General features: G+C 76.8%; 18 protein-coding genes. 5 read left to right on the top strand and 13 right to left on the bottom strand.

Annotated elements, in window-relative coordinates; genetic code table 11:
• Positions 1-53: 53 nt before the first annotated feature.
• A complete protein-coding gene (locus LPU43_RS22735) occupies positions 54-947 on the bottom strand; it encodes a L,D-transpeptidase (RefSeq protein ID WP_229402528.1) in 894 nt (297 codons plus the stop codon).
• Between the two features lie 236 nt (positions 948-1,183).
• Between LPU43_RS22735 and LPU43_RS22740 the strand changes: the two genes are divergently transcribed.
• Positions 1,184-1,741: a MarR family winged helix-turn-helix transcriptional regulator gene (locus tag LPU43_RS22740; protein ID WP_229402529.1), complete on the top strand. Its 558-nt coding sequence runs from the start codon at positions 1,184-1,186 to the stop codon at positions 1,739-1,741.
• Here LPU43_RS22740 and LPU43_RS22745 read toward each other — a convergent pair.
• From LPU43_RS22745 to LPU43_RS22755, 3 genes are read right to left on the bottom strand one after another with little or no spacing between them, the layout of a single operon-like run.
• On the bottom strand, positions 1,663-2,454 hold the full coding sequence (locus LPU43_RS22745) for an ABC transporter ATP-binding protein (RefSeq protein WP_229402530.1): 792 nt from the start codon (positions 2,452-2,454) through the stop codon (positions 1,663-1,665). The two genes, LPU43_RS22740 and LPU43_RS22745, sit on opposite strands and share 79 nt — an antisense overlap.
• A complete protein-coding gene (locus tag LPU43_RS22750) occupies positions 2,451-3,572 on the bottom strand; it encodes a FecCD family ABC transporter permease (RefSeq protein ID WP_229402531.1) in 1,122 nt (373 codons plus the stop codon). The genes LPU43_RS22745 and LPU43_RS22750 overlap by 4 nt, the downstream gene beginning before the upstream one ends.
• Complete coding sequence (locus tag LPU43_RS22755; RefSeq protein ID WP_229402532.1) at positions 3,569-4,531, bottom strand: FecCD family ABC transporter permease; 963 nt, start codon at positions 4,529-4,531, stop codon at positions 3,569-3,571. The genes LPU43_RS22750 and LPU43_RS22755 overlap by 4 nt, the downstream gene beginning before the upstream one ends.
• A gap of 196 nt (positions 4,532-4,727) precedes the next feature.
• Here LPU43_RS22755 and LPU43_RS22760 point away from each other — a divergent pair, with 196 nt between their 5' ends.
• Positions 4,728-5,672 carry an ABC transporter substrate-binding protein gene (locus tag LPU43_RS22760; RefSeq protein ID WP_229402533.1) on the top strand — a complete coding sequence of 315 codons (945 nt, stop codon included), beginning with the start codon at positions 4,728-4,730 and terminating at the stop codon, positions 5,670-5,672.
• A gap of 171 nt (positions 5,673-5,843) precedes the next feature.
• Here the strand turns inward: LPU43_RS22760 and serS are convergent, their stop codons facing one another.
• The 5 genes from serS to LPU43_RS22785 form a co-directional block, all read right to left on the bottom strand.
• The gene (gene serS, locus LPU43_RS22765) at positions 5,844-7,133 is read right to left on the bottom strand and encodes a serine--tRNA ligase (RefSeq protein ID WP_229402534.1); all 1,290 of its coding nucleotides are present in this window, start codon (positions 7,131-7,133) and stop codon (positions 5,844-5,846) included.
• A 130-nt stretch (positions 7,134-7,263) separates the two neighbouring features.
• Positions 7,264-8,325: a DNA polymerase III subunit beta family protein gene (locus tag LPU43_RS22770; RefSeq protein ID WP_229402610.1), complete on the bottom strand. Its 1,062-nt coding sequence runs from the start codon at positions 8,323-8,325 to the stop codon at positions 7,264-7,266.
• A gap of 142 nt (positions 8,326-8,467) precedes the next feature.
• Entirely contained in the window at positions 8,468-9,646 is a 1,179-nt protein-coding gene (locus tag LPU43_RS22775) for a saccharopine dehydrogenase family protein (RefSeq protein WP_229402535.1), read from the bottom strand.
• Between the two features lie 43 nt (positions 9,647-9,689).
• On the bottom strand, positions 9,690-10,859 hold the full coding sequence (locus LPU43_RS22780) for an alcohol dehydrogenase catalytic domain-containing protein (protein ID WP_229402536.1): 1,170 nt from the start codon (positions 10,857-10,859) through the stop codon (positions 9,690-9,692).
• Positions 10,856-11,332 (bottom strand): hypothetical protein, encoded by a 477-nt coding sequence (locus LPU43_RS22785; protein ID WP_229402537.1) that lies wholly within the window; start codon positions 11,330-11,332, stop codon positions 10,856-10,858. Before LPU43_RS22785 ends, LPU43_RS22780 begins: the two co-directional genes overlap by 4 nt.
• A 134-nt stretch (positions 11,333-11,466) precedes the next feature.
• Here LPU43_RS22785 and LPU43_RS22790 point away from each other — a divergent pair, with 134 nt between their 5' ends.
• Positions 11,467-14,403: a helix-turn-helix transcriptional regulator gene (locus LPU43_RS22790; RefSeq protein WP_373321788.1), complete on the top strand. Its 2,937-nt coding sequence runs from the start codon at positions 11,467-11,469 to the stop codon at positions 14,401-14,403.
• A 103-nt stretch (positions 14,404-14,506) separates the two neighbouring features.
• Here the strand turns inward: LPU43_RS22790 and LPU43_RS22795 are convergent, their stop codons facing one another.
• Complete coding sequence (locus LPU43_RS22795) at positions 14,507-15,187, bottom strand: BON domain-containing protein (RefSeq protein WP_229402538.1); 681 nt, start codon at positions 15,185-15,187, stop codon at positions 14,507-14,509.
• A 185-nt stretch (positions 15,188-15,372) separates the two neighbouring features.
• Here LPU43_RS22795 and LPU43_RS22800 point away from each other — a divergent pair, with 185 nt between their 5' ends.
• The gene (locus LPU43_RS22800) at positions 15,373-17,286 is read left to right on the top strand and encodes a hypothetical protein (RefSeq protein ID WP_229402539.1); all 1,914 of its coding nucleotides are present in this window, start codon (positions 15,373-15,375) and stop codon (positions 17,284-17,286) included.
• 102 nt (positions 17,287-17,388) lie between these two features.
• On the opposite strand, the gene LPU43_RS22805 is transcribed toward LPU43_RS22800, so the two are convergent.
• Positions 17,389-17,796, bottom strand: coding sequence for a hypothetical protein (locus LPU43_RS22805; RefSeq protein WP_229402540.1), 408 nt, complete (start codon positions 17,794-17,796; stop codon positions 17,389-17,391).
• A 113-nt stretch (positions 17,797-17,909) separates the two neighbouring features.
• Complete coding sequence (locus LPU43_RS22810; RefSeq protein WP_229402541.1) at positions 17,910-18,053, bottom strand: hypothetical protein; 144 nt, start codon at positions 18,051-18,053, stop codon at positions 17,910-17,912.
• A gap of 356 nt (positions 18,054-18,409) precedes the next feature.
• On the opposite strand from LPU43_RS22810, the gene LPU43_RS22815 reads away from it, so the two are divergent.
• Positions 18,410-18,772, top strand: coding sequence for an STAS domain-containing protein (locus LPU43_RS22815; RefSeq protein WP_229402542.1), 363 nt, complete (start codon positions 18,410-18,412; stop codon positions 18,770-18,772).
• Between the two features lie 120 nt (positions 18,773-18,892).
• Here LPU43_RS22815 and LPU43_RS22820 read toward each other — a convergent pair whose 3' ends face one another.
• Positions 18,893-19,969 (bottom strand): coiled-coil domain-containing protein, encoded by a 1,077-nt coding sequence (locus LPU43_RS22820; RefSeq protein WP_229402543.1) that lies wholly within the window; start codon positions 19,967-19,969, stop codon positions 18,893-18,895.

Genomic DNA, 19,969 nt, shown 5'->3' on the forward strand with positions numbered 1-19,969 from the left:
GCCTCTCGTCGCGGCTACCCTCGCTTGTTATCAGCTTTGCCCGCCGCTGACACTCAGACGTGGCCGGTGGGGGCGGGTGGCAGTTCCTCGACCACGAGCACGCTCGCGCCCGGCGGGACCTCGGCGAGGATCTGCCGCTGGGCGCTGCGGGGCAGCCGGATGCAGCCGTTGGTGACGTCCTGGCCGAGCGTGTCGTCGTTGTACCAGGTGTGCACGCCGATGTGCGCGCCGCGCAGCCCGGCGGGCACGGCGTCCGGGTCGTCGGGCACCGCGCCGAGGGCGAGGACGTCCACCCCGCCGTACACGGGCTCGGGCGGGGGTGTGCGGCCCAGGACGAAGGTCCGGCCGAGCGGGGTGGCCTGGCCGGACATCCCGAGGCTCACCGGCCACGACTGCTTCGCCTGGCCGTCGCGGCGCCAGGTGAGCCGGTGGTGCCGGCGCTCCACCACGATTTGGTCGCGCAGCGGCACGAGGGTCCGGTCGTCCTCGGCGGGTGGCAGCCAGGCGAGTCGCCGGTTGGCCGAGGGCAGCAGCACGGCCGTCCAGCCGGTCCGCCGCTCCACGATGGGCATGGTCAGCTTGACGCCGTTGATGGTGGGGGCGAGGAAGGCGAGCGGCCGGCCGCCGGGCGCGTCGTACGCGGCGATGTCGCGCGTCGGGGTGAGCCCCTCGGTGAGCGGGGCGGTGTCCAGCGTGCGCGGGTCGGCGGGGAAGCCGGCCGGCGCGGGGTCGTAGTCGACGACCGGCAGGCTGTCCGGCGCGGGCGCGGCGGCGGGCACCGGCTCCTCGCTGGGCGCGGCCTCGTCGGGCGGCGCGGTGGGCCCGGCCGGTCGGGCCGGTCCGGCGGGAGGCGGCGGGGCGGCGGGAGGCGGCGGGGCGGAGGTCAGGGCCGGGACGGCGAGCAGCGCGGTGGCGAGGAGCAGCGGTACGCCGAGCGCGGCGGCCAACCAGCCAACCGGCCAACGCGACACAAGTCGGGCAAATAGCACGTAAGCACTCTAGCTCCGGGGTGTTAGGAGGGGCCCCTTCCTATACAAAATGCGTTAACAAGGGGCCCTTCCTTACAAGACCCGATTCGGGTACGGCCATCGGCCGCCCGCGCGGCGGCGGCGCTCGCCCGGGACCGTAGGGTGGGCGGGGTGCGTGGCGACACTGTCCCGAGTGGACCCGGCAGGGGCGGCCGGTGAGCGGGCAGCCCCCGGAGATGGTGCTGCTGGCCCGGGAGACGATCCTGTTCGGCGCGCTGGCGCGTACGGCCCGGCGGGCGGTGCGGCGGCAGGTCGCGGCGGCCGGGCTCCCGCAGGCCCAGGTCGAGGTGCTGCGCGCGGTCCAGGCGCAGCCGGGCATCGGCACGCGGGCCGTCGCGCAGCGGCTCCAGCTCGTGCCCAACACGGTCTCCACGCTGGTCGGCGGTCTGGTCGCGGCGGGCCTGCTGCTGCGGGTACGTGACGACGGCGACCGGCGGGCCACCCGACTGCACCTCACCGAGCAGGCCGTGGACCGGCTGGCCCGCTGGGACGCGGCCCGCGACGAGGTGCTGTCGACGGCGCTGGCCCGGCTCGACGAGGGCGACCGGTCGGCGATCCGGGGGAGCCTGCCCGCCCTACGCCGGCTCCTCGCCGCCCTGCACGAGGCGGGCGGCGAGGAGTCGGACGGGGTGAGTCAGGCGGCCGGGCCGCAGGGCACGACGACCGGGCAGCCGGTGACCGGGTCGCGCAGCACGCTGGACTCCACCCCGTAGAGCCGCCGGACCAGGTCGGTCGTGACGACCTCGCGCGGCGCGCCCTCGGCGACCACCTGGCCGGCGAGCATCGCGACGAGGTGGTCGGCGTAGCGGCAGGCGGAGGTGAGGTCGTGCACCACGACGACCACCGTCCGGCCGGCGGCGGCTAGCCCGCGCAGCAGCTCGAAGACCTCCAGTTGGTGGCCCAGGTCCAGGGCGGCGGTGGGCTCGTCGAGCAGCAGGACCGGGGTGTCCTGGGCGACGGCCATGGCGATCCAGGCGCGCTGCCGCTGACCGCCCGACAGGGTCTCCAGTCGGCGGTCGGCCAGCGTGGCCACGTCGGCGGCGGCGAGCGCGCCGTCGACGGCCCGCTGGTCCTGCTCCGACCACTGCCGCAGCAGCCCCTGGTGCGGCTGCCGGCCGAACCGGACCAGGTCGGCGACGGTCATCCCGTCCGGCGCGTCGGCCGACTGCGGCAGCAGGCCGATGCGGCGGGCGGCCTCCCGCACCGGCAGCCGCGCCAGCACCTGGCCGTCGAGCAGCACGGCCCCCCGGGCCGGCTTGTGCAGCCGGCTCAGCCCGGCCAGCAGCGTGCTCTTGCCGCAGCCGTTCGGGCCGACGACGGCGGTGAGCTGCCCCGCCGGCAGGTCCAGCCCGATCGAGTCCACGACGGTGGTGCGCCCGTAGGCGAGGCTGAGGTCGTCGGCCCGCAGGACGGTGGGCGGGGTCATGGCAGCCTCCGGGGGCGAGAGTTGAGCAGGAGCCAGATCAGGTACGGGCAGCCGAGCACGGCGGTGACGAGCCCGACCGGCACCTCCACGGGCGCGGCGACCGTACGGCCCACGGTGTCGGCGGCGAGGACGAGCACCGCGCCGGCGAGCGCGCTGCCCAGCACGGGCACGCCCCGGGGGCCGCAGACCCGCCGGGCGGCCTCCGGCGCGATGAGGGCGACCATGCCGAGCGGGCCGCCGACGGCCACCGCGAGGCCGGCGCAGACCACGGCGACGGCCAGGGCGGCCAGCCGCACCAGGCGTACCCGCACGCCGAGCCCGGCCGCGACGGTGTCGGGGAAGCGCAGCGCGCCCAGCCGCCGGCCGACCAGGAGGGCCGCCGGCACGCAGACCGCGAGCCCGAGGGCGAGCAGGGTGACCGGCAGCGTGGGGCGGGCGTTCAGCGTCCCCACCGACCACGGGAACGCGGCGTTGGCGGCGTCGATCGGGGCGCGTACCAGCAGCAGGTTGGTGACCGCGCCGAGCACCGCGCCCACGCCCAGCCCGACCACGACGAACCGGTAGCCGGAGGTGCCCGCGCCGCCGGCGAGCCCGAGGGCGAGCGCGGCGGCGGTGGCCGCGCCGACGAGGGCCATCGCCGACGGGGCGAGGGAGGTGGAGACCCCGACGACCGAGGCGACCGCGAAGGCCGTCGCGCCGTCGTCGATGCCGACGGTGCCGGGCGTGGCGAGCCGGTTGCGGGCGAGGGTCTGCATGAGACAGCCGGCGATGCCGAGCGCGGCCCCGACGAGCAGGCCGGCGACGAGCCGGGGCAGCCGCAGCCGCTGCACGACCAGCACGTCGGTCGGGTCGCCGACCCCCACCAGGGCGGGCAGCGAGCGCACCGGGCTCAGCGACGTGGTGCCGACGGCGAGCGCGGCGGCCGTGGCGACCAGCAGCACGGCGGCGAGGAGCAGGCAGCCCACGGCCGCGCGCGTCGGCAGCAGGACCGACCAGCGGCCGAGCCGCAGCAGCAGGGTGCCGGCGGGAGCCTGGACGGGGGTGGAGGCGGCGAGAGCTTGGACGGGTGCGGCGGCGGTCGGGGCGACGGGGGAGACCGGGGCGGTCGGGGCGCTCACAGCGTCGGCACCCGTCGGGCGCGCACCACGGCCACCAGCACCGGTGCGCCGATGATGGCGGTGACCACGCCGAGCGGCATCTCGTACGGGCGCACCAGCAGCCGGGAGGCGATGTCGGCGACCAGCACGACCACCGGGCCGAGCAGCAGCGACGGCAGCAGGGCCCGGCGCAGGTCCGGGCCGACCAGGGCGCGGGCGGCGAACGGCACCACCAGGCCGACGAAGCCGATCGGCCCGGCCACCGCGGTCGCGCCGCCCACCAGCAGGGCGACGGCGACCATCGCGCCGAGGCGGGCCCGGCGGGGCCGGTTGCCCAGGCCGGCGGCGACCTGCTCGCCGAGGGCGAGGGCGGCCAGGGGGCGGGCGACGAGCAGCACGAGCAGCCCGCCGAGCAGCAGCACCGGCAGCGCGCCGGCCAGCACGCCCAGGTCGCGCCCGGCCACCGCGCCGACCGTCCAGAAGCGCACCTCGTCGGCGCTGCGCTGGTCGACCAGCAGGAGGATGGAGGTGAGCGAGCCGAGCAGGCCGCTGAGCGCGGCGCCGGCCAGCACGAGGCGTACCGGATCGTCGCCCACACCGCGCAGCCGGGCCGCGCCGAGCGCGGCGAGGCAGCCGAGCAGCGCGCCGACCACCGCGACGTACGGGCCGAGGGTGGCGACGCTGCCGCCGACCGCGATCACCACGACGACCGCCGTGGACGCCCCGGCGCTGACCCCGAGCAGGCCCGGCTCGGCCAGCGGGTTGCGCGCGGCGGCCTGCAACACCGCGCCGGCCGCGCCGAGGGCGGCCCCGACGCCGGCGGCCACGAGGGTACGGGGCCAGCGCAGCTCCCACACGGCGAAGGACGCCTCCGCGTCGCCGCCACCGGTGAGCGCGTGCAGCGCCCGTCCCGGTCCCACCTCGCCGCTGCCGATCAGGAGCGACGTGATGCCGGCCACCGCCAGCAGGACGGCGGGCACGACCAGTCCGGCGGCCAGCCGCCGCGGTCCTGACCGGTCGCCCGGGGGTCTGGTACGCCGTCGTGCGGGGCGTACGGGGTCCTCGACGAGCACGTGTTCTCCGGGGGGTGTTGACGGCGCCGCGACGGCTTGTGATTAGGTAAGCCTAACCATACCTCTTAGGCAGAGGTTTACCGTCGCCACCCTGGAGTGCACCATGTCCGCCCTGTCCCGCCGCCGGCTCGTCGCCGGACTCGCCCTCATCCCGCTCGCCCTGCTCACCGCGTGCGGGGAGGACTCCGGCGCCGACGCCGCAGCCGACCAGAAGACCGCGGCGGTCGAGACCGCGTACGGCGCGGTCAAGGTGCCGGCGAAGGCCGAGCGGGTGGTGGCCCTGGGCGACACCCCGCTCGACAGCGCCGTGGCCCTCGGGGTGACCCCGGTGGCCACGCTCTCCAGCCGCGGCGGCGACTCGGCCGCCCCCTACCTGGCCGACCGGGTCCCCGGCATCACCATCGTCGGCACCGTCCGCGAGACCAACCTCGAAGCGGTCGTCGGCGTCAAGCCGGACCTGATCCTCGCCGCCTCCACCACCACGAAGGAGCAGTACGACGCGCTGGCCGCCATCGCGCCCACCGTCGTGCCGAAGGCCCCCGAGTTCGGCCAGTGGGAGTCGGAGACCCGGGTGTTCGGCGCGGCGCTCGGCAAGGCGGCCGAGGCCGACAAGCTCATCGCGGACCTCGAGAAGCGCGGCCAGGAGATCGCCGCCCGCCGCAGCGACGAGGGCACCGCCGCCGTCGTCCGGTGGATGCCGAACGGGCCGATTGTCATGTCGTCGTCGCTGATGGCCAGCCGGCTGGTCAAGCTCACCGGCGACACCCTGCCCGCCGTCGCGGACTTCACCGACAAGCCGCACAGCGACCCGCTGAGCCTGGAGAACCTCGGCAAGATCGACGCCGACTTCATCTACATCGCCACCCTCAACGCGGAGGGCAAGCAGGCCCTCGAGGCCGCTAAGGCGCAGCCGGCGTTCGCCCGGCTCGGGGCGGCCAAGGCCGGCAAGATCGGCCCCGTCGACGGCAGCGTGTGGAGCAGCGGTGCCGGGCCCCTGGCCGCCGGCAAGGTCCTCGACGACATCGAGAAGCTCCGCGCCGCCGCCTGAGCCGGGCGGACGCCCTTGGTCGACTCCATGTCGGCGACATTGCGCCTTCATCCACGCTGGAACACCCCACGTCGCCGACACGGAGTCGATCACGAAGTGAGGCCCCCGCGAGCATCGCTCGCGGGGGCCTCCTGTGGTCGTACGCCGGAGTGGCCTGGAGGCGCGTCAGCCTCAGCGGCCCGGAGGGACCAGCCGGTCGGTGCCGAGCTTGGCCTGGAGCACCTCCGGCACCAGCACCGAGCCGTCCGGCTGCTGGCGCTGCTCCAGGATCGCCGGGAAGAGGCGGCTGGTGGCCAGCGCCGAACCGTTTAGGGTGTGCACGAACCGGGTCTGCTTGCCGCCCGGCTCCCGGTAGCGGATGGCCGCCCGGCGGGCCTGGTAGTCGCCGCCCCAGGAGACCGACGACACCTCCTTGTACTTGCCGGTGCTCGGCATCCAGACCTCGACGTCGAGGGTTTTGCGCATCGAGGCGCTGGCGTCGCCGGCCGCCAGCAGGCTGGTCTGGAAGTGCAGGCCCAGCTTGCCGACCAGCCCCTCCACGTGGGCCACCATCTCCTCCAGCGCGCCGGCCGCCTGCTCGGGCAGGGTGAACTGGAAGATCTCCACCTTGTTGAACTGGTGGCCGCGCACGGTGCCCCGCTCGTCGGAGTGCGAGCCGGCCGCCTCCCGCCGGTAGCACGGGGTGTACGCGAACGCCTTCAGCGGCAGCTTCGCCGTCTCCAGGATCTCGTCCTGGTACGCCCCGAGGATCGCCGTCTCCGAGGTGGGCAGCAGGAACTGCCCGCGCGGGGCGGACTGCTTGTCCATGTGGTAGACGTCGTCGTAGAACTTCGGGAACTGCCCGGCGGCGAAGCCGACGGTGTCGAGCAGCAGGTGCGGCGGGAGCAGGAACTCGTAGCCGGCCTCGGCGTTCTGCTCGATCAGCCAGTTGACCAGCGCCCACTCCAGCCGCGCGCCCATGCCCGTGTACATCCAGAAGCCGGAGCCGCCCAGCTTGACCCCGCGCTCGTGGTCGACCAGGTGCAGCGCCCTGCTCAGCTCCACGTGGTCGCGGACCTTCTCGATGGCCGGGGGCTCGCCGAAGGTGCGGACCACCCGGTTGGCCTCCTTGCCGCCGGGGACCACGTCGTCGGCGGGCAGGTTGGGCAGCTCGCTCATCCGCTCGCGCAGCCGGGACTGCGTCTCGTCGAGCTGGGCCTCCAGCTCGGCGAGCTGCCTGCGCCCGGACTCCGGGGCGGAGACCTCCGGCGCGGTGCCGGCCCGCTTCGCCGCCGCGTACGCCCGGGCCTCCGCCTTGCGGCGCTGCCGCTCGGCGTCGATCTCGGTGATGAGGGCGCGGCGCTCCTGGTCGAGCCGCTGGATCTCGTCCAGCGCCCGGGTGACCTCGGCGGGATCCAGTCGCTTCGCCAGCGCGGTCGCCACCGCCTCGCGATCCTTCCGGATCAAGTCCATGTCGAGCATGCTGCTCCGTACGCCTCCGTCCGGGGATCAGGTGGAATCCTGAGATCGTACCGTCGCGGGGTTGCGCCCTCCGGACGGAGGCGACGGGCGTCGGCGTCAGAGCCGGATCGGTGTCAGAGCCTCATCGGCGTCAGAGGCGGATCGGCATCAGGATGGAGAACGCGTCCGCGTCGTCCGGGCGGCGCACCGCGAGCGGGGCGATCGGGCCGTCCAGCTCCAGCACGAGCTGGCCGCGGTCGCCCGCGTCCAGGGCGTCGAGCAGGTACCGGCCGTTGACCCCGACCCGTACCCCCTCCGGGGCGGCGTCGGCGGGCGCGTCGCCGTCGAGGACCCGCAGCCCACCCGCGCCGTCCAGGCCCAGCACGGTCACCGGCAGGTCGACGCCCTCGTGCCGGACGACGGCCGGCGTCGCGCCCGCGAGCGCCGCGCGCAGCGCCGGCACGTCCACCGGAATCCGGTACGCGGGCGCGTCCGCGCGCAGGAGCCGTGCGTAGTCGGGGAAGTCGTACGGCAGGACCGGGCCCGAGACGTCCCGGCCGTCGACGGAGACGGCGACGGTCGCCCCGTCCAGGCGCAGCAGCGCCTCGGGGGCGTCGGCGTCGAGCAGCGCGCGGAACCGGTCCACCAGGTCGACCGGGGCCAGCGCCCGCGCTGAGGGGCCCTCGACCCGGCCGGGGGCCCGGGACACGGCCAGCCGGTGGCGGTCGGTGGCGACGAGGCGTACGCCGTCGCCGTCGGTGTCGAACAGCACGCCCGACAGCATCGGCAGGGCGGGGTCGGCGCCGACCGCGAAGCGGACCGCGTCGAGCGCGGCGGCGAGGTCGGCGCGGGACAGGATGATGCGGGTGGTCATCGGGTTCTCCTCCGGTTCGAGCAGGGTGCGGACGCGGGAGAGCTCGCGGCGGGCGTCGGCGAGGCCGTCCTCCAGCCGGCGCAGGTGCGCGTCGAGCAGCCGTCCGACGACGGCCGGCTCGGCGCGGTGCCGCACGGCGGCGGCGATCTCCGCCAGCGGCATCCCGACCCGGCGCAGACCGGCCACCAGCCGCGCCGGGGCGACCTGGTCGTCGGTGTACCAGCGGTAGCCGGTGACCGGGTCCACCAGGGCCGGGATCAGCACCCCGGAGCGGTCGTAGAACCGCAGGGCGCTGATCGTCAGGCCACTGGCCCGGGCCAGCTCGCCGATGCTGCGCAGTTCGCTCTCCACGCGGCCGATCCTGTCCCCTCGACCGGGTCGAGGGTCAAGGCGGCGCTGCGGGGCGGTCGGGCCCGCCGGCCGGCGCAGGCGTTAGGAAGGGGCCCTTCCTATGCAGAAAGCGTTAACAGGGTGCCCTTCCTTACCCCTTCAGCAGGCGGAAGGTGAGGCCGGCGTCGGTGAGGCGGCGCAGCAGGGCGTCGCCCATCGCCGCCACCGGCGTGACCTGGCCCGAGGTCGTCGGCAGGCCGTCGTCCAGGGCGAGGCAGAGCGCCGACTCGGCGAGCATCTTCGACGTCTCGTCGTACCCCGGGTCGCCGCCGGCCACCTCCGTGAGCACCGTCCGGCCGCCGCCCGAGCCCACGAAGCGCACCGTGAACCAGGACTTCGCCCGCTGCCGCGCGCTGGGCCCGTCGCCGGAGGCGAGCCGCCCGAGCAGCCAGCGCCGGGTCGGCGGGAGCTTCACCAGCCCGAGCACGCCGCCGAGGCCCGCCGCGCCGAGCAGGACCGTCGGCAGCCGCTTCACCGCCGCGTGGTGCCGGTAGCGGAAGTCCGGGCCGTACTCGGGGCGGGCCACCGCCGACCGGCGGACCACCTGCGGGTCGACGGTCGGCAGCGGCACCGCCCACATGTCCAGCTCCCGCACCCGCCCCACCCTCCCGGGCCCGCCCCGGACCCGGCGGCCCTGCGGGCGCGGCTCGACGGCCCGCCGCTCCCGCGCGGCCCGGCCCGCCTGCGCGGTGCGCGAGAACGCGGTCAGCGCCGAGTGGTACGTCCCGGCGGAGAATCGCCCGCCGGCCCGGACGTAGCCGTCCACGCTGACCGGCGCGCCCGCCGGCAGGTGCTTGAGCGTGAACCAGACGCCCACGTCGTGCGGGATCGAGTCGAAGCCGCAGGCGTGCACCAGCCGGGCCCCCGTGCGCACCGCCTCGGCGTGGTGGCGCACGTACATCGTGTCGACGAACTCCGGCTCGCCGGTGATGTCCAGGTAGTCGGTGCCGGCCCGCGCGCACGCCGCCACCAGGGGCTCCCCGTGGTGCACGTACGGCCCGACGGTCGTCGCCACCACCCGGGCGCTCTCGGCGACCAGGCGCAGCGACTCCGGGTCGGTGACGTCGGCGGTGAGCAGCGGCAGCTCGGCCAGGGCCGGGTCGATGTCGGCCAGCCGGTCCCGCACGGCCGCGAGCCGGGCCGGGTTCCGCCCGGCGAGCGCCCAGCGCAGCCCGTCCGGCGCGTGCCGGGCGAGGTAGTCGGCGGTGAGGCCGCCGGTGAACCCGGTCGCCCCGAACAGCACGATGTCGTACGCCCGTTCCTCGCCCATCCCGCGAGTCTGCCACCCCGTCCGGTGCCCCGCCGGGGATCGGTCAGGGGGTGAAGACGGCGCGCAGGCACCCGTCGGCGCGGTCCCGGAACAGGTCGTAGCCGTGCGCGCCCTGATCCAGGGGCAGGCGGTGGGTCGCCAGGTGGCCGGTGGGGATCTCGCCGCGCGCCATCCGCTCCAGCAGCATCGGAATCCAGCGCTGCCCGTGCTGCCGGCCGGCGCGCAGGGTGAGCCCCTTGTCCACCACTGCGCCGAGTGGGAACGCGTCGACGAACCCGGTGAACGTGCCGAGCACGACCACCCGCCCGCTCTTGCGGCAGGCGTGCACCGCCTCCCGTACGGCGATCGGGCGCTCCGGGGCGGTGCCGGGCCGGGTGGCGGCGGCGAACCGCTCGGCCAGCGACGGGGGTTCGGCGTCGTCCCCGGTCGGCCCGGCCGCCTCGACGCACACGTCCGGGCCCCGCCCCCCGGTGAGTTCCCACAGCTCCGCCGGCACGTCGACGGCCCGGTGGTCGAGGGTCTCCGCGCCGACGTGCCGCTCGGCCGAGCGCAACCGCTCGGGGTACCGGTCGATCACCACCACCCGGTCCGCGCCGCGCAGCAGGGCGGCGCGCGCGGCCATCTGGCCGACCGCGCCCGCGCCCCAGACCGCCACCACGTCCCCAGGACCCACCTCGCCCAGCTCGGCGGCGAGCCAGCCGGTCGGCACGGCGTCGGAGGCGAAGACCGCCCGGTCGTCGTCCACCGGCTCCGGCACGGCGAACGCCCCCACGTCGGCGTACGGCACCCGCACGTACTCGGCGTGGCTGCCGGCGAAGCCCCCGGCCGCCGGAGGATGCCCGAAGCGGCCGGCGGTGGGCTGGCCCCACCGCGCCACGGCCGGCCCGGCGCTGCCGTTGTCGCAGGAGGCGTAGTGGCCCTGCCGGCAGTACCAGCAGTTCCCGCAGGCCACCGAGGCGCAGACCACCACCCGGTCGCCGACGCGGTGCCGGCGCACCCCGGGCCCCACCTCCACCACGTCGCCGAGGAACTCGTGGCCGAGCACGTCGCCGACCGACAGCACCGGCCCGCGCCCGGCGAACAGCGGCAGGTCCTCCCCGCAGGTGGAGCTGCGCCGCACCCGGACGATCGCGTCGGTGGAGTTGCGCAGCTCCGGGTCGGGCACCCGCCGCACCGCCAGGCCGTCCTCGCCGAGCCAGCACAGCGCCCTCACCCGGGCACCGCCGGGCCGTGGGAGGGCTGGGGCCCGTCCAGCGGGGAGGGGTCCGCGCGCAGCACCTCGCCGGTCTCCGCGAGCTGCTTGACCTGGCGCAGCGCCTGCCTCAGCAGCGGCCCGGGGTCGTCGCCGACGACGTGGGCGGCCATCCCCGGCAGCGGCGTGCCGGCCGGGCGGGCGGCCAGCTCGGTGCCGCGCCCGCCAGGCGCCGGGCGCAGCGCGACCTCCACCGCGCCGCCGAGCCGGCGCAGCGGCTCCGGCCACCGCCCACCCGGCAGCACCCACTCCGGCGGCCGGTCGACGGTGACCACCTGCCAGCGGTCCGGCCGGGCGTCACGCGCCGCGCGGGGCCGCTCCGCCCACCGGGGTACGGGCAGCGCCCGCGCCGCCGTCGCCCCGGCCACCGCGCCTGCCGCCAACACCCCGGCGGTACGGGCCAGCGCCCGACCGCCCCACGTACTCCGCCCCATCCGCGCCACCGCCCCTCCTGTCGCACCGAGCAATCGTCGGCGGTGCTCGGGTGAAGCGGTGTCGTCCCGAAGGGGTGAACCGGCCGGGGCCGGGTAACCGCCCGCCGCACGAGGCGGGGGAGGGGCGGGACGGCGTGGGCGTGGATGGGCGGGACGGCGCACCCGGGCGGGACGGCGCGGACGTGGGCGCGTGGGGCGGTCCCGCGCCGCTGCTGGCGTCCCGGCTCGCGCCCGCGCCGCCGCCCGAGCCGGCGCTGGTCCGCCCCCGGCTGCTGCGCCGGCTCGATGAGGGGACGGCCGGCCCGCTCACCCTCGTCCGCGCCCCGGCCGGCTGGGGCAAGACCACCCTGCTGACCACCTGGGCGCGGGCGCTCGACACACCCCCGGCCTGGGTGTCGGTCGAGGCGGGCGACACCGGTACCCGGCTCTGGTCGTACCTCGCGGCGGCGCTGCGCGTGACCGGGGAACAACGACCCGACGAAGCCCCGCCCCACCCGCCGTCCCCCTCCGCTCCGCCGCCCCCTGCCGTCCCGTCGGCCGACGCGCCGCCCCGGCCGGAGGAGTTGGAGCTGCTGGCCGCCGCGCTCGCCGCCCGGGAACGCCCGGTGCTGCTCGTCCTGGACGACCTGCACCGGCTCGCCGACCCGGCGGCGCTGGTCGGGCTGGACTTCCTGCTCCGCCACGGCGGGGGGCGGCTGCGGGTGGTGGTGGGCACGCGCGCCGAGCTGCCGCCGGGGCTGCACCGGCTGCGTCTGGCCGGGGAGCTGACCGCCGTCGGGCCGGACGAGCTGGCCTTCACCGACGACGAGGTGGCCGACCTGCTCACCGCGCTCGGCGTGCTGCTGCCGGCGGCGACGGTGCCCCGGCTGCGCGAGCGGACCGACGGCTGGCCGGCGGGGCTGCGGCTGGCCGCGCTGGCGGCCCGGGACCGGCCCGACCCGGCGCGCTGGGTGGAACAGGTCGGCGGCGACCAGCCGGACGTGGCCGCCTACCTGCGCGAGGAGGTCCTCGCCCCGCTCGACGAGGCGGCCCGAAACGTGCTGCGCCGGGGCGCGGCTGCCGGGGCGTTCCGCGCCGACCTGGTCGACGCGCTCACCGGGCGCTCCGACGCCGATCGGGTGCTGGCGGCGCTGGCGGGGGCGGGCGGCTTCGTGCGCCGCGACGACAGCCGACCGCCCTGGTACCGCTGCCACCCCCTGCTGTCCGACCTGCTCCGGGCCGAGCTGGCCGGGCTGGGCGACGGGGAGCGGCGCGAGCTGCACCTGCGGGCCTGCGACTGGTACGCCGGGCACGGGCGGCCCGCCGAGGCGCTGCGGCACGCGCTCGCCGCCGGGGACGGGGAGCGGGCCGTGGAGCTGCTGGTCACCCGCTGGCCGGAACTCGTCCCGTACGACCGTGAGGGTTTCGGTGCCCCGGCCACGGCCGCGCCGCCGGAGGAGGCGGTCCGGCGCGACCCCGAGCTGGGGCTCGCCGCCGCCGCCGAGCGGGCCCACGCGGGCGCGGTGGCCGCCGCAGCCGCCCAGCTCGACCGGGCCGCCGGGCACGCCCGGTCGCTGCCCGTGCCGCGCCGCGACCGGTTCCGCCGGCTGGCCACCGCGCTGGAGGTCACCCTGGCCCGCCTCACCGGCGACCACGACGGGGTACGCCGCGCGGCGTCCCGGCTGCTCGCCACGCGTACCCCCGGGGGGTCGGCGGACGACCCGCGGACCGCGACCGCCGACGACGCCGACGTGCGGGCGACGGCCGGCGCGGCGCTCGGCCTGGCCGCGCTCGCCGGCGGCGACCTGCGCGCGGCGGCGGGCCAGTTCGGGCCGGCGCTGGCGGCGGCCCGCGAGGCCGGTCGGCCGCGCACCGAGCTGCTCTGCGCAAGCCGGTCCGCCCTGCTGCACGCGGCCCTCGGCGAGCTGCGGACGGCCGAGCGGACCGCCCTGGACGCCCTGGCCATGCCGCCCTGCCAGGGCTGGTCCTGCCGGCTCGACTGCGCGCACGCGCACCTGGCCCTGGCCCTGGTCGCGCTGCACCGGGACCGGCCCGACGACGCGGCGGCGCACCTGGCGCTGGCCGGCCCGGCGGCCGACGAGCCCACGGCGGCGGCGCTCGCCGCGCTGTGCCGGGCCGACCTGCCCCGCGACCGGGACGACCCCGCCGCGGCCCTGCGCCTGCTGACCGCCGCCCGGGACGCACTCCCGCCCGACCCCCCGCCGCCCGCGACTCCGCCCGACCCCCCGCCGCCCGCGACTCCGCCCGGCCCCCCGCCGCCCGCGACTCCGCCCGACCCCCCGCCGCCCGCCACTGCGCCCGGCTCGCCGGTGGCTGGTGCGGCCGGCTCCCCGCCGCCCTCCCCGGTCGACGGCGGGGCGGGGTCGGCCGGGGCGGGGGAGTTGGTGGGCTGGCTGCGTGCCGCCGAGGCGGAGCTGCGCGCCGCGCACGGCGACGTCGGCACCGCCCAGGAGCTGCTCGCCGCCGGCCCGGCGGGCGGCGCGGACGGCACGACCGCCGCGCGGGCCGTGGCCCTGGCCCACGTCGAGCTGCGCGCCGGGGACTCCCGCGCCGCCGGGTACGCCCTGCCGGACTGGGACGGCCCGGACGCCGCGTCCTGGCCGCTGCCGGTGCGCCTCGACACCGGGGTGCTGGACGCGGTGCTCGCCCACGGGGCGGGCGACGACCGGCGGGCCGGGCGGCTCCTGGAGCGGGCGTTGGAGTTGGCCGAGGCCGAGGGGTTCCGCCGCCCCTTCACCCGGGCCGAACCGGGGCTGCGGAGCCTGCTCGCCGCGCACCTGGACTCCGGCACGGCGCACTGGCCGACGGTGAGTGACCTGCTCCGGGGCGCGCGGGAACGACCGGCGGGGCGGGAGGCCGAGGCGGGCCGGGCGCTGGACGAGCCGCTCACCGAGCGCGAGCTGACCGTCCTGCGTTACCTCCAGAGCATCCTGTCGAACGTGGAGATTGCCGCCGAGCTGTCGGTGTCGGTGAACACCGTCAAGACGCACGTGCGCAACATCTACCGCAAGCTGGACGCGACGCGCCGCCGGGAGGCGGTCCACCGCGCCCGGGAGCTGCACCTGCTCTGAGCGCCGTGCCCGCCGCCGCCCGAGGGGAGCGCGAGCGCCCCGCCGTCGACGGTGTGAGGAGGGGGCCCTTCCTCTACCGAATGCGTTAAGAGGGTGCCCCTCCTTACGCAGTCAGCACGACCAGATGGTTGTGGACGTGGTGGATGCCAGGGGCCGACCAGACGGTCCGCTCCACCTCCGCGCGCTCCGGCACCGAGTGGACCACGCCCTCCAGCAGCACGGCGTCGCCGCGCAGCCGCACCGTGATCCGCTCGCCGGCGATCGCCGCGTTGCGGGCCAGCGCGTCGACGATCCGGTTGGTCAGCTCGGCGGGATCGGGGCGGACCGAGGGCCGCACGGTGATCCCGTTGCTCAGCCCGCGCACGCCGGTCAGCCGGCCGACGGCGCGCTCCACGGCCCGCCGCTGGTACTCCCACTCCACGTCGCCGCGCAGGGTGACCCAGCCGTCGGCGACGGTGACCTGGAGCGGCTCCACCGGCACGAACGCGTCCCACTCCAGCGCGCGCCGCACCGCCGTGGCCAGCTCCGTGTCCGTGCGCTCGGCCGGGCCGGGCAGCCGGACGGTGAGGTCGTTGGCGACGGCCCGGACCCGGGCGACCCGGTGCGCGGCGCGTTCCGCCACCCACTTCTTCGCGTAGTTGTCGACCCAACCCGTCAGCGTCACCACGCCCTCGGTGACGGTCACGCCGATCTCGTTCGGCTGGACCCGTGGCTCCCAGGTCAGCTCGTCCAGCACGTCGGCCTGGATGTCCTGGTCGGTACGGACGGTCGTGGCGGTGGCCATCGCTGGCTCCCTTCGGGCGTCGGCGCTCGGCGGCGGGCGTGCGCCCGCGTGCTCGTCGAGCCTGTCCGGGCCCCGGGTGAGGGCGGCTCGCCCGGGGTGGGTGAGCCGGCGGCGGGCATCGACAAGCGTCGGCCCGGTCCGGCACCATCGTCTGCACGGCAGGACTCGACGGTGGGGAGCGGGCGATGGGTGAGGTTCGGCAGGCGGCACCGGCCGTTCCCGAGGCGCCGGCCGTCGGGCCGGGGCCTGGGCGGGGGTGGGCCGTGGCCGCCCGGCTGGCCCGCCTCGCGCGCCACGAGTGGACCCTCGCGGTGCTCGGCTCGGTGCTGCTGGCCGTGGCGCTGACCTGGCCGACCGTGGCCGACCTGACCGGCACGCTCCCGCAGGACGTCGGCGACCCCACGTTGCAGGCGTGGCAGGTCGCCTGGGGCGGGCACGCGCTGCTCACCGACCCGGCCGGCGTCTGGCACTCGAACACGTTCTACCCGGAGCCGTACACCTACGCCTACTCGGACACCCTGCTCGGCTACGCCCCGTTCGGGATGATCGGGGACGGGCCGGTCGCGGCCGTGGTCCGCTACAACCTGCTGTACGTGCTGGTGCACGCGCTCGCCTTCGTCGGGGCGTACGCCCTGGCGCGGCAGCTCGGCGCGGCCTGGGCGGGCGCGGCGGTGGCCGGGGCCTCCTTCGCGTACGCCCCGTGGAAGCTGGCCCAGGCCGGGCACCTGCACGTGCTCAGCGTCGGCGGGATCGCGCTGGCGCTGGCCATGCTGGCCCGGGGGCACGGCTGGTCGCTGCGCGACGGGCACCGCCCGGACCGGGTGCGGCCGGGCTGGGCGGGCGCGGGGTGGCTGGTCGCCGCGTGGCAGGTGAGCCTCGGCTTCGGCATCGGCCTGCCCTTCGCGTACGCGCTGGCGCTGCTCTGCCTCGGCGCGGCCGGCGGGTACGGCTGGTCGTGGTGGCGTCGTCGGCGGCGGCCGGTGTTCCCGCGCCGGTTGCTGGTGGCGGACCTGGCCGGCGGCGTCTTCTTCGCCGGGGTGACCCTGCTGATGGCCGTTCCCTACTTCGAGGTGGTGGCCCGTCACCCGTCGGGCCGGCGCACCGTCGAGCAGATCGCGATGTTCTCCCCGCCACCGCGCGGCTTCCTCACGGCCCCGCCGGAGTCGTGGCTGTGGGGGGAGCGGCACGAGACGGCGCGGGCCCTGCTGAGCTTCGCGGGGGAGATGACCCTGCTGCCGGGGATGGTGCTGATCGGGCTCGCCGTCGCGGGGCTGTTCGTCTCCGCCTGGCGGGTGCGGCACCGGCTGGCGCTGGCCGTCGGGGTGCTGGTCAGCGCGGCGCTGGCGGCCGGCACGACGCTGGGCGGGGACGGCGACCCGGGGTACGTGACGCTGGTGGAGCACGTGCCGGGCTGGGACGGCATCCGCACGCCGGGACGGCTGGTGCTCTGGACGACGCTGCTATTGGGGGTGCTCGCCGCCGGCGCGCTGACGCTCCGCGACCCGGGGCCGGAGGAGGCGCAGGACGGGGCGGCGGCACGGGACGGGGCGGCGGCACGGGACCGGGCGGCGACACAGGACGGGGAGGCGGCGCCGGACCAGGCGGCGGCACGGGACGGGGGGCCGGGGTCGACGCCCGGCTCCGGGGCCTCCGGCGGGCGGTGGCGGCGCTGGGGGCAGGCCGTGCTGGTGCTGCCGGTGCTGCTGGTGCTCGCCGAGGGGGTCAACCGCACGCCGCACGTGCCGGCCCCCGTCGCGCCGGCGGCGCTGCGCGGGCTGGACGGCCCGGCGCTGGTGCTGCCCAGCGAGGGCATCCGGGAGTTCCACGTGATGCTCTGGTCCACCGACGGCTTCCCGAAGGTGGTCAACGGGCTTGCCTCGTTCATCCCGGCCAGCCAGCAGGAGATCCGGGCGGCGAGCCTGAGCTTCCCCGACGCGGCCTCCGTGGCTTACCTGCGGCGGGTGGGGGTGCGCACGGTGGTGCTGCTGCCGGCGCACGCGGCTGGCACCCCGTGGCAGGGGGCGGAGAGCCGGCCGGTGGAGGGGCTGGGCATCCGGCGCGAGGCGGTGGGCGACGGGCTCGTCTACCACCTCGACTGAGCCGGCCCCACCACCTGGATTGAGCCGGCCCCGGGGCGGCACGACGGCGGCGCGACGGCGGTGGCGTGCCGCCCGGCCGGGCCGCCCCGGGGGCGGGACGCCTCAGCCGTCCAGGCCGGCGGGGGAGTTGGGGCGGTCGACGTCGACGAACTCGATCTCCTCGATGTCGCGCTCGCCCCGGCTGTAGGCGGCTCGGGCGACCGAACCGGCGGCCCAGCCGATCGCGGCGCCCACCAGGGCAGCCGAGATCAGCAGCGTCCACGGCAGGGCCGGCCGGCGGCCGGCGAGGGCGTCGAAGGCCAGCACCGCCCGGCGGCGGGCCTCCTCGGCGGCGGAGCCGACCAACTCGCCGGCCTCGTCGGCCAGGCCGGAACCGTTGCGGCGGACGGTGCGGGCGGTGCCCAGGGCGCTGTCCCCGGCGGAGCTGACGACCGAGGCGAGGTGCTGCCACGCCTGGTCCGCGATCCGCTCGGGCTTGCTGCGGCGTTCCAGCAGGTTGGTTCCGAACATCGTGCTACCTCCTCGGGTGCCGAAGCTTGCGGCCACTTCGGACTTCGGCGTGGACCACCAACCGGCCAGTGCCCCACGGGCCGGGGCGGCAAACCCGGCCCGTCGGGCGGGGCTCAGCGGACGGCCACCACCGTCGCCGGGCGGGCGAAGTCGTCCCCGTCGTCGTCATCGTCGTCGCTGCCGCCGCCGATGCCGCAGGCCAGCACGAGTGCCAGCAGCGCGCCGACGCCGGCCAGGCCGGCCAGTCTCCGGATCATGTCGAGTCCCTCCCTGCTATGGATATCGGGCCTCGCCGATGCTAGGGGGCGGGCGCAATCTCGCTGGGGGCGTCCGTGTGTCGTGGGCGACACGCCTGGGAGGCGGCCGGCGGGCGCGCCCGGGGCCCGGGGTGCGCGCGATGATCGGCGGGGACCGTTACCCTGGGTCCGCGACATCGATCCCGCGTCGATCGTCTGATAAACAGAATCCATAAGGTCTGGATGAGGGCCCGGCTGGTCCTGATCCACGAATTGCTCATCCCGAGGGGTGGCGACCGAGGCCGTCGGAGGAATACTCTCGGTCGCGGCCCGCGTACTGATGAGGCGCCCGGGGACGGGCGAGTGGAGGTGCTCGCGTGAGCCTGTCGATCGTGAAGTCGGTTGTTCCGGGTGGTGTCATCGAGATCGCCCCGCGGGGCGAGATCGACGTCGACACCGCGTACGAGGTGCGTGAAGCCATCGCCGAGGTCCTGGCCAAGGGCCGCCCCGCCCGCATCGAGCTGAACATGCGGCTCGTCACCTTCATCGACTCCGTCGGCATCAGCGCGATGGTGGCGGGCTTCCAGATCGCCGAGGTCAGTGGCGTGAAGCTGATCGTGACCGAGCCGAGCCGGTTCGTGCACCGGCAGCTCTGGGTGACCGGCCTGCTGGGTCTGTTCGGTGCCCCGGAGCCCTACTACGCCGGGGCGGCCACCCCCGAGGTGCTGCCCGGCGCCTGAGCCGGTGACCCGTCCGGCGGCGAGCTGCGCCCCGGGCCGCCCCGCTGCCTCTCGCCGGAGGCGGCGGGCGGGGTCGGCTCGCCGCCGGCCCCGCCCCGCCCGCCTCGGGCGACGCCGACCTCAGATCACCGACAGGTGCACGTGGTTGGTGTGGTCGCTGGACGGGTCTCCGTTGCCACCGCTGTACGCCTTCCAGCCGCTGCTGGGCAGCCAGATCTGCTTGTACCAGATCACGTACAGCACGGCGAGCCGGTCGGCGTTGCGCACGTAGAACGCCGCCAGGTTGTTGCCGTAGGTGCGATCCCCGCCGCTGGCGACGCCGCCGAAGCCGTTCTTCTGGGCGGCGAAGTCGCACGCCCGCCCCTTCGGGTGCTCCCCGGAGCCGCTGGGGCGGTAGCAGGAGACGTACCGGGTGAAGCCGGCGGCCTTGGCCTGCTTGAGGGCGTGCAGGGTGCGGGGGGTGATGCAGCCGTTGGCCGGGGTCGGGTCGTTCACGCTGCACGACTCCGACGGCCAGGAGCCGTCGGAGTTGCGCTTCGCGGGGGCGGCGTTCTTGCTGGAGGTGCCCCGTGGGGCGGCGCTGCCCGCGGTGCTGCTGGCGCGGGCCTTGCGGTTGGCCACGGTCAGCGCCTGCTCGGCCTGCTCCTTGCGCTTGCCCATCACCGCGACCTGCTTGCGCTGCTCGCGGATCTCGGCGTCGAGGGCCAGCCGGGTCTTCGCCGCCTCGTCCCGGGTGGTGATCAGCTCGCGCAGCGCCCGGTCCTCCTGGCTGGCCACGGCGTCGAGCGCGGCGGCCCGGTCCAGGAAGCCCTCGGGGGAGCTGCTGTCGAGCAGCGCGGAGGCGGCGCTGAGTCGCCCCTTGCGGTACGCCACGCCGGCGATCCTGCCGACCGTCGCGTTGCGGGTGGCCAGCTCCGCCTCGACGGTCTTGAGCTGGTCGCCGAGCTGCTTCTGCCGCTTCACCGAGCGGTCGAGGGCGTTCTTGGCCTCCACGTAGCCCTTGCTGGCCGCCTCGAGCTGGGCGCGCAGGGCGGGCGTGCCGCCCTCCTCGTCCTGGCCGGGCGCGGCGGCGAGCAGGGCGGTCGGCGGTGCGGCCCCCGCCCCCGCCGGGGCGAGCCCGAGGCCGACGGCGAGCGTCAGCACCAGCAACGCCGCCATCCGGGCGGCGGTCCTTCCTACAGGTGCCACTACTGGCAT

It is taken from the genome of Micromonospora okii (assembly GCF_020884795.1).
In the GTDB taxonomy this organism is placed as follows: domain Bacteria; phylum Actinomycetota; class Actinomycetes; order Mycobacteriales; family Micromonosporaceae; genus Micromonospora; species Micromonospora okii.

Coding starts and splice junctions, on each gene's coding strand:
- LPU43_RS22760 (WP_229402533.1), top strand. CDS start 4,728: ATGTCCGCCCTGTCCCGCCGCCGGCTCGTCGCCGGACTCGCCCTCATC.
- LPU43_RS22820 (WP_229402543.1), bottom strand. CDS start 19,969: ATGCCAGTAGTGGCACCTGTAGGAAGGACCGCCGCCCGGATGGCGGCG.
- serS (WP_229402534.1), bottom strand. CDS start 7,133: ATGCTCGACATGGACTTGATCCGGAAGGATCGCGAGGCGGTGGCGACC.
- LPU43_RS22800 (WP_229402539.1), top strand. CDS start 15,373: ATGGGTGAGGTTCGGCAGGCGGCACCGGCCGTTCCCGAGGCGCCGGCC.
- LPU43_RS22745 (WP_229402530.1), bottom strand. CDS start 2,454: ATGACCCCGCCCACCGTCCTGCGGGCCGACGACCTCAGCCTCGCCTAC.
- LPU43_RS22775 (WP_229402535.1), bottom strand. CDS start 9,646: ATGGGCGAGGAACGGGCGTACGACATCGTGCTGTTCGGGGCGACCGGG.
- LPU43_RS22785 (WP_229402537.1), bottom strand. CDS start 11,332: ATGGGGCGGAGTACGTGGGGCGGTCGGGCGCTGGCCCGTACCGCCGGG.
- LPU43_RS22795 (WP_229402538.1), bottom strand. CDS start 15,187: ATGGCCACCGCCACGACCGTCCGTACCGACCAGGACATCCAGGCCGAC.
- LPU43_RS22810 (WP_229402541.1), bottom strand. CDS start 18,053: ATGATCCGGAGACTGGCCGGCCTGGCCGGCGTCGGCGCGCTGCTGGCA.
- LPU43_RS22805 (WP_229402540.1), bottom strand. CDS start 17,796: ATGTTCGGAACCAACCTGCTGGAACGCCGCAGCAAGCCCGAGCGGATC.